The sequence below is a fragment of the Shewanella sp. N2AIL genome (assembly GCF_022690845.1).
GTDB lineage: Bacteria > Pseudomonadota > Gammaproteobacteria > Enterobacterales > Shewanellaceae > Shewanella > Shewanella baltica.
The window spans coordinates 45,322-53,289 of the sequence record NZ_JALBYT010000035.1; the positions used below are offsets into that span (position 1 = coordinate 45,322).

Here is a 7,968-nt window from a genome sequence, read left to right on the forward strand (position 1 = left end):
TTTTTATGGGCAGACTTTTGCGCCAGAGTCTGATCTTATTCAAGATTTTTACTTATATCTTGGCTGATGTAATGATTTTACATGTGACTTTGGATGTGACTGCTGCGGTTAAACAAAAGCCCGCAAGATGCGGGCTTTTGGATTGTCTATCATTTAGGATTAGAGCTTGTAGCTCATGCTTAACATGATCATCTGCGCTGTATAGTCATGGTTATTGCTGTCAAAGCCTACGACGTTCCAAATGCCATCAACGGCGATATCATTGGCAGCGTCATTGTCCTTATAGTTCTCAATTTTATAATCCAAGCGCAGCGCCATTTTCTCGGTGGCTTGATATTGAGCGTATAAGTTAATGTTGTGCACTTTGGCAAAATAATCACCATAGTCGCCTGTGATACCTTGTCTCACTTGGGTGTTACTGTTGGAGTCTGAATAGGTGTAATCCAGTCCCATGCGTAACTTGTTCTCAAGTAAGTTGTTGTAGCTAATGCCAGCGCCGACAACATCGACTTTATCTTCAATGAATCCTGTCCAGGTTGGGGTGCTGTAGTTGCTGCTTCCCGCCTGTTCAGATTCAATGATTTGATAGTTATAGAAGGCGGTTGCCAGTAAATCATCGGTGATCATATAGCTGATGTTGGCATCATAACTGGTGTCTTTTGACTCAGTTAAACCGATGACAGTATCTGTGTAGTCATCGAATGCGTAACGGGCACCGAAATCTAGTGTCAGGCTTTCGATAGGCGAGTGAGTGACTCGAGCTTCCACTTGGGTTCTGTCACGGTTCGCCAGATTGTACTTACGCAACAGGCTGTTGGTTTCAGAGGATGTCCATTCAGAGGCTTGATATTGCGAGCCATCACGTTGACCGTAACTGCCCTTAACCCACATATCCCAAGTTTTGAAGCTGTTGACTCTAAAACGCGCCCAAACAGTATTTTCATCCGTGGTTTCACGGTCTTGATAATTACGTTCGTCACGTTTGAAGTCATAGCCACCATCGAGTTTCATGCCGCTGGTAATACGATAATCTGCGGCCACTTTGAAGCGTTGGCTGGTGTTATCGTAAGGGGTGTTGTAGGCCACCTTACCGTTGACATTGTTGATGCTGACTTGGGTCCACTCTTCAATCTGCGTATTGTTATCGCGGTCGTTATAGTCGTAGCTACCACTTAAGCGCAGTGAGTTGGTGACTTTGCTGACCACTTTTAAGTTTAAGCCGATAAGATCGACCTTGGCATCTAGGGCTTCAGTTGGCACTTGATAACCATAACCTGAAGTCACTAACGCTTGGTCTTGACTCATTTGTCCTGCAAGCACGCGAGCCGATAGCACATTGGTACTGTCGTTGTATTGGCCCATTAACGAGACTGTGTGTGACTGATTGTCTGGATCAAGGGCGATAGAGCCCGTGGTTTGCGCGCCAAAGGTTGGATTAAATGCACTGTCGAAATTTAACTGGTTGTACTCGTTCTTAAAAATCGAGCCATTGTAGTTAAGTGCGGTAAACCAGTTGTCGCCTTTAAGCTTGATACCCGCTTCAATGGAGTCAGTGGTGTAATCGACAGGCTCGGCTAACATCATAGATTGGTTGAAGAATCCACCTGATGCTTTTTTCAAGCCAGTTTTTTCTTCACGCTGGTAGCTCACATGTGTGCTCCACAGCGATTCACCTTGATAATCAAAACCAAGCCCTGTGCGCTCACGTTTGAGCGACAGTTCTAAGGCGTTCAGGCTGTCCATCAGTAATGGCATTTGGCTGCTTGAACCCGCCGTCACCCAGTTGTCTGGCAGCGTTAAATTATCGCTGCCCACACCCGAGTAGGGTGTTAAGGCACTGTTGCTGTTGTAAGTGGCAATCTGGCGATAGTTCACATTGACATTGTACTGGCCTTGTTTGCCGGCATTCACCTCTAAACGGCCGCCATCCATGCCCAGTTGATAGGCTTCAACGCTGGCGCGATAGCCTTTTTCACCGCGAAAGGTGACATCAGCATCCAATTTACCTGCGACTTCGTTTGACGTCCCAAAGGCATTCGCCGAGCGAATATCCTCTTCGCTGTTATAACCGACACCGACACCCACAGTGCCCGATGTGCCCGTTTCAACAACGCAGCCTTTACAGCTCCAAGCGGACATTTTGACTTTTTCGGTATTGGCATTGGCTAAGCCATACCCATCGGCCGCTATCGCAAAACCTGTGTTTGCCAGTAACGCCAGAGTGATCAAATTGAGTTTAAATTTCATTTTCTCGTCTCCTTAGCGCTGTAATAGCTTGCCAGATGGATGGTTTGAACCATGAACCTGACTGTGGCAATTTAAACAGCTTCTTCCACCCGTGAAGGCATTGTCGCCGATGTTTGAACCTAAACCAGTGTTACCTAAGTAAGCATTGCTGGCATGGCCATCGCTGGCGTGACATTGCTGACACAGCTGCGGTGCGCGGGTTTTCAACATGGCATCATTCACACTGCCGTGAGGATTGTGGCAAGTGACACAGTTCTCAGTGACGGGTGCATGTTCCCACAATTTTGGGCCGCGTTTTTCGGCGTGGCAGGAGTAACAGGTTTCGTTAATGCTCGGCTTGTTTAGATCGGAATCTGTCATGCTCCCATGGGGATTATGACAATCGCTACAGGTCATTTGAGCCCATTTTAATGGGTGGCTTGAGCGTTTGTTCATGTCTGCTTTTTGCTTAGTGTGGCAGCTAGTACAGACTTCCATTTCAGTGTTTTTTGATAACACAGGATCTTTTGCCACATGCACTTGGTGGCAAGAGGCACAAGCGACATCTGCATTGTCATGGTGACTGCCGTTCCAAGACACACGTTTGTCATCTTGGTGACAGCTCATACAGACACTGTTTTGTTTTTCAGCACTTAAGGTCGATTGCTTACCGAAAGTGATCATCGGCTCGTTGCCGCCTTTATTGTGTTGACCTAAAGGACCATGACAGGCTTCACATTGCAGGCCCGCCATTGGGCTTTTTGATGAATCAATGGCGCCGTGGACACCTTTGAACAGGTCCATCACTTTTTCAGATTTTTTATGGCACATCAAACAAGAATCGGCGCCTTTAGGGGAGTAGTTGCCTTCGGCAAACTTCTTATCTAAGGTGGCTTCGACTTGCTCTGGCGTCATTTTCGCATCCCATTTTGACGCATAAGCGTTTGGTGCGATGCATAAAGACATGACTGCTGACATTGCCATGGTGATGACAAGTGCCGGCAGTAGGTTTTTCATTTTTAGGCTGTTCTTCATAATAGGCTTCCCAATTTGTCCCAACAAAATTCAAGAAAGGGGGAGCTAACTCCCCCTGCTTGGGCAAATTACATTTTCACCTGAGTGTGATCTGTTGGTGTGGGTTTGTGACAGTAGAAACAGGTTTCTGACTGCGCCGCTTGGTTAGCTTGGGTAAAGTCACCATCAATAATGGCACCGAAGCCTTCAAGCACAGCTTGTGAATGTGCCTTTAGCGGATTGTGATTGTGGCATGAAGTACAAGTTGCTGTGATTGGCGTGGTGTATTTACCCGCGGAAGTTGCCAGCGCGCCTTTGACCTTAAATGCATCTAGGTTGAAGTCGTTGTGACATTGGGTACATTCTTTGATGACACCTTGCTCGCCGTGGATCACGTGCAGTTTCATCTCTAATGCGCCTTTGTTTTTACCACTTGCATAGGTGCCATGTGGAGTATGGCAAGTTGCACAACCATCAAGGCCAACAATCGGTTTACCAGTGGCGTCCTTACTATGAGCAAGTTGTTCTGACATTACGAAACCAGGGCTGTTTTTACCTTTGTGATATCGAGACTCCCACTCCGTACCGTGGCAATTAGCACAAGTACTGAAGTTTACTGAATCTACGTGGCGAGTACTTGGTTTCTCACCAGATAATGTTGCAAAGGCGATATCTGCTTTCATGGATGTGTATTTACTCACATCACTACCATCAAATGTTGGTTCTGCACATGCTACAAATTGAGCATTTAGAGAACACATTGCCCAGTTAACAAAGGTTACAGAGGTATCAGTATCGGTTTTTACTGCACCAAAAGGCAGTGGTTTCGTGGTCGTGTAAACCAGCTTACCATCTACAATACTGGCTTTAGAATCAAGTACACCATTTTTAACGGCTATTACTGAATCTTTAGTGAAATAACTCAAAGCAATGTTATTGGGGCCAACGTTAGTGATGATCTCAACACGTTGGATTTGAGGTAGTAGGGCGCTGATATCTACAGGAGACCCTTTACTGTCAGTTACTTGGATGCTTATTGTAGCGGCTTTAGTTGCTGAATCTACGACGGAGCTTGCCTCAATACCGTACTTGTTAATTAAAACTTTTTTGTCCACGGTTTTCACTGTGTGTAGCTCAGCAGTCCAGTCGCTGTTATGACAAGCGATACAGTTAGAGTTATCTAGCTGTTGTGAATGGCCTTTACCTGCGGCGAAGTCCACTGTGCTATGACAGCTTCCACAGGTTGCGGCAGTTGGAATACGTGACCAATTACCCCAATCTGGCGCGGCATCGTTTGCAGCATGACAGCTTTGGCAGCTTTCCAATGAACCTAAGGTCAGGTCTTTGTGTTTAGCGTGAACGAGAACATTGAACTCTTTACCTACGCCAACTTTGCCTGCTGTGTGGCAAGTTGCACAGTAGTTAACATCTGAGTACGCGCCGCCGTGTTTCACATTGGCTAAATCTTGGTGACAGGTATTACAGCTTTCAGTGGCCACAATTTTGCGGCTGTATGTCGGTGCGGCACCGGTATCGGCCGTAAAGTCTACAAAGGCGTTACTGTTAGGGACTTGAGTTCCATCGGGTAACGGCGTGTTATAAGCGCGGATTAACACCCGTTGAGCTAACTGATCGTTGTAGGTGATTTTAGCGTTAGCGGTCAGGTTCATGTTGAAGGTATAGCTGTAGTGACCGTTTTTCTGGTCAACAAAGGTCCCTGGGCATGTTGCTGCGACATCGCAGGTTTCATCACCAAAGTATTGCCATTGTGAGGCATTACCGGCACCTGTCGCCCCTTGTGGGATCAACTGTGCTGCGGCGAAGCGCATTTTTTGGAGACCAACGACGGGTAAATCATCTTCGTTAGTCACGGTAAACTCAACACTCGGTACACCGTTAGTGATGACAGATTTATCAAACGTGAAATTAAGGGTTTGAATCGCTGGAGCAGGTTCGCCACCAGGTTCACCGGGATTACCATCATTACCATCGCTGCCACCACAGCCAGTTAAGGCCATAGTGACTGCACTTGCTGCTAACAGCAGTGCGATTTTAGTTGTTTGTGCGTTCATCATTTTTTTCCCTGCATAGGTTTGGCATTGCTTAAACGCTGTGTTCTAGAGCCAACAGATTCTATGTCTGTGTTTTTGGTCACTAGAAGCGACTTAAGTGGATGCTGGAAATAGAATTCCCCAAGGAAAGGCTAACCTAACATGACCTTAAAATCTCCAAGGCCTTTGCTAATGTGTGACTTGGATCTTTCTATTTCTAAAGAGGTAGTTAAAACACCTGGGAAGGGTTGATAAAATGTTTTGACTAAGAATAGATAAGATTGGTGCAGATGAGATGAGACTTGAAACCAAAGTTATAAAAAGGAGAGACCGTGGCCTCTCCTCTTGAGATAGTTAACCTAAAGATACAGGCTTAATCCTATTACATTCATTTGAGGCTATTACTTCGCACCCCAGTTAGCATGTTTTTCTAAGATATTTGCATCATTATGACAAGTGCTACAGCTTTCTTGCACTTTTGTTAGATCATATTGAGATGCTGGAATGCCCAGAACAGTCAGATTTGATGAGTCTTGCAATAATACTCCACCCATCGATTCAATATGACCCGCAGTAGCACTACTTAGAGCGTATGGACCTTGATGACAACTCACGCATGCCGCTGTTTGTGGTGATACCAAGAGTTGCTCTGTGCCGTCAGCTGTTTTGCCAAACGCAACTGGAGCTGCATCGGCGGCAATCTTACTCAGAGAGAAGCCATCTTTGCCATGACATGCCTGACATTCCGCTTTTTTGAAGAACAGATTCTTTCTTTCAGGATCGCTATAGATATAGTGTTTACTATGAACAATGTAGGCTAGGTTAGAGCTATTTTTGCCATCCCTATCACGAGTGCCATTATGACAGGAGGCGCAGCCATCTAGGTCATTAGTGAATCTATGCGTAATGCTAGTTGTGTGACACTGTTGACAATCTTTCATCTCTGCATGTTGTACACGCGGTGGTTTAACTACCTTGGAACCATCAGCTTTAAAGTAGTAAGTATCTGAGACGCTGTAAGGACCTGCATTAGTAGCTGTTTTGCCATCTTCGCTTAACTTACAATCAGCAACAGCCCCTTTACCATTAAAGCAAAGGTGTAATTGGCTACTTAGAGTCACTGTAACATTGGGAGTTTCCATCATTTTAACGACTTTAATTGGGTCATCAGTAAAGGTTACATCAATTGTGCCATCGGCAGCTTGAGCAAATTTATTAAAACCAATCTTCTGATAGTTAACAATAAAGTCATCACTAACTATGCCGTTAAATACTATCGCACTGGTAAATCCACCATATTTATAAGGCGTTGGATCTATCTGAGCTAGGGTGGCTAATGTATCGCCATGCTTAATGGACATATTCGCGACAACAGTTTTAGTGTCGGCATTGTAGGTCATGCTATTGAAGATTACCTTAGTTGCGGCAGCTTGAGCGTTATCATTTTGCACGTAGTGACCACGCTCAGCCCCACGTTTACCATTAGGGTCATTATGGCAACTGACACAGTTTTCTTTGCCATCAGCAATTTGACCTTGTTCAGCATTCCAATGCCAACTTGGTACAGCGTATTGACTGTTATGGCAGTTCATACAAGTCGCTGTATCTAGGTCTGCTTTCCAAATGTCTGCCATTTCCAATGTTTCATCGGGTTTGTGGCAGGTGATACAGTTTGATGCCGATTGCGGATAAATGCCGTTGTAGTAGGAATGGCTGTGGATCTCGTGGGCCATGCCTTTAATCGAGCCATCATATTTGTAAGTTTTAATGACATTGCCGGCCGCATCCTTGTCTGACTTCATGTACGAGTTGTTGTCAGTATGGCAGAAAGTACAAGATTCAAGCGTGACATGTTTGCCACCGTGCATTGCTAACGCACCATCTTGGCCCAGACGGTGGCAGCTTTGGCAAGTTTCGTTAGCAATAGCCGCTTTGGGTTTCGCTTGATCCGTATTTGAACTAGGTTGCCAATAGTGGAAGCTGTTTTCAACGAGTTTTGAGCCTGTTGCATTGACAGCTTGTATACCCAAATATACACCACTGGTGGCTGTTGCATCGTAGGCATATTTACCCAGAGTATTAATTTCTTTGTTTAGCTTAAGGGTGTAACTGCCATCACCATTATCAGTTAAACAGTCACTACAGTTTTTACCCTGAAAGTAATCGGAGCCAGTATAAAAGCCGTCTTTTTTATCTTTGTTAAAATAACTTAACCAGATATCACGGGGTGAGCCTGGGATATCGGTGGTGCCTACTTCGTCTTCATTGCCCATACGGCCAAAGGAGACTGCACTGATATCGGTATTGGTTAGTCCAAATACGGCAGCACCGTTTGCATCGGTAAGATCGAAATTGATGGTTAAAAAACCTTTATCATCGACATTGGCTGCGGTAATTTGCGCTTTTACTTTAGCAACTTTACTAATCGGCGAGCCGACTGGGCCCGGTTTACCGTCTTCACCATCTTTACCATCACTGCCACCGCAGCCAGTGAGAACAAGTGAAAGTAAACTGGCACCCAACATCGCTTTTGTTGCGGCATTGAAATTGAACCGACTTTCCGCACCTGATTTAGGAATAAATTTGCCGATACCGTTCGCCTAACACGTCGAGAATGATCTGCTGGTCCACTGTGAGTCCTGTGACTTGAGGTGGCGCCTCTCCCAACTGGTACTCG

4 protein-coding genes are annotated in these 7,968 nt (G+C 45.5%); all 4 read right to left on the reverse strand.

The window, feature by feature from the left end; translation table 11 throughout:
- Window positions 1-159: 159 nt before the first annotated feature.
- Window positions 160-2,247, reverse strand: a complete 2,088-nt coding sequence (locus MO387_RS17535; RefSeq protein ID WP_107947032.1) for an MtrB/PioB family decaheme-associated outer membrane protein — start codon at window positions 2,245-2,247, stop codon at window positions 160-162.
- A 12-nt stretch (window positions 2,248-2,259) separates the two neighbouring features.
- A complete protein-coding gene (mtrA, locus tag MO387_RS17540; RefSeq protein ID WP_107947033.1) occupies window positions 2,260-3,261 on the reverse strand; it encodes a decaheme c-type cytochrome MtrA in 1,002 nt (333 codons plus the stop codon).
- A gap of 68 nt (window positions 3,262-3,329) precedes the next feature.
- Entirely contained in the window at window positions 3,330-5,315 is a 1,986-nt protein-coding gene (locus MO387_RS17545) for an OmcA/MtrC family decaheme c-type cytochrome (protein ID WP_107947034.1), read from the reverse strand.
- Between the two features lie 377 nt (window positions 5,316-5,692).
- Window positions 5,693-7,816, reverse strand: coding sequence for an OmcA/MtrC family decaheme c-type cytochrome (locus MO387_RS17550; protein ID WP_242326432.1), 2,124 nt, complete (start codon window positions 7,814-7,816; stop codon window positions 5,693-5,695).
- Between the last annotated feature and the right edge of the window lie 152 nt (window positions 7,817-7,968).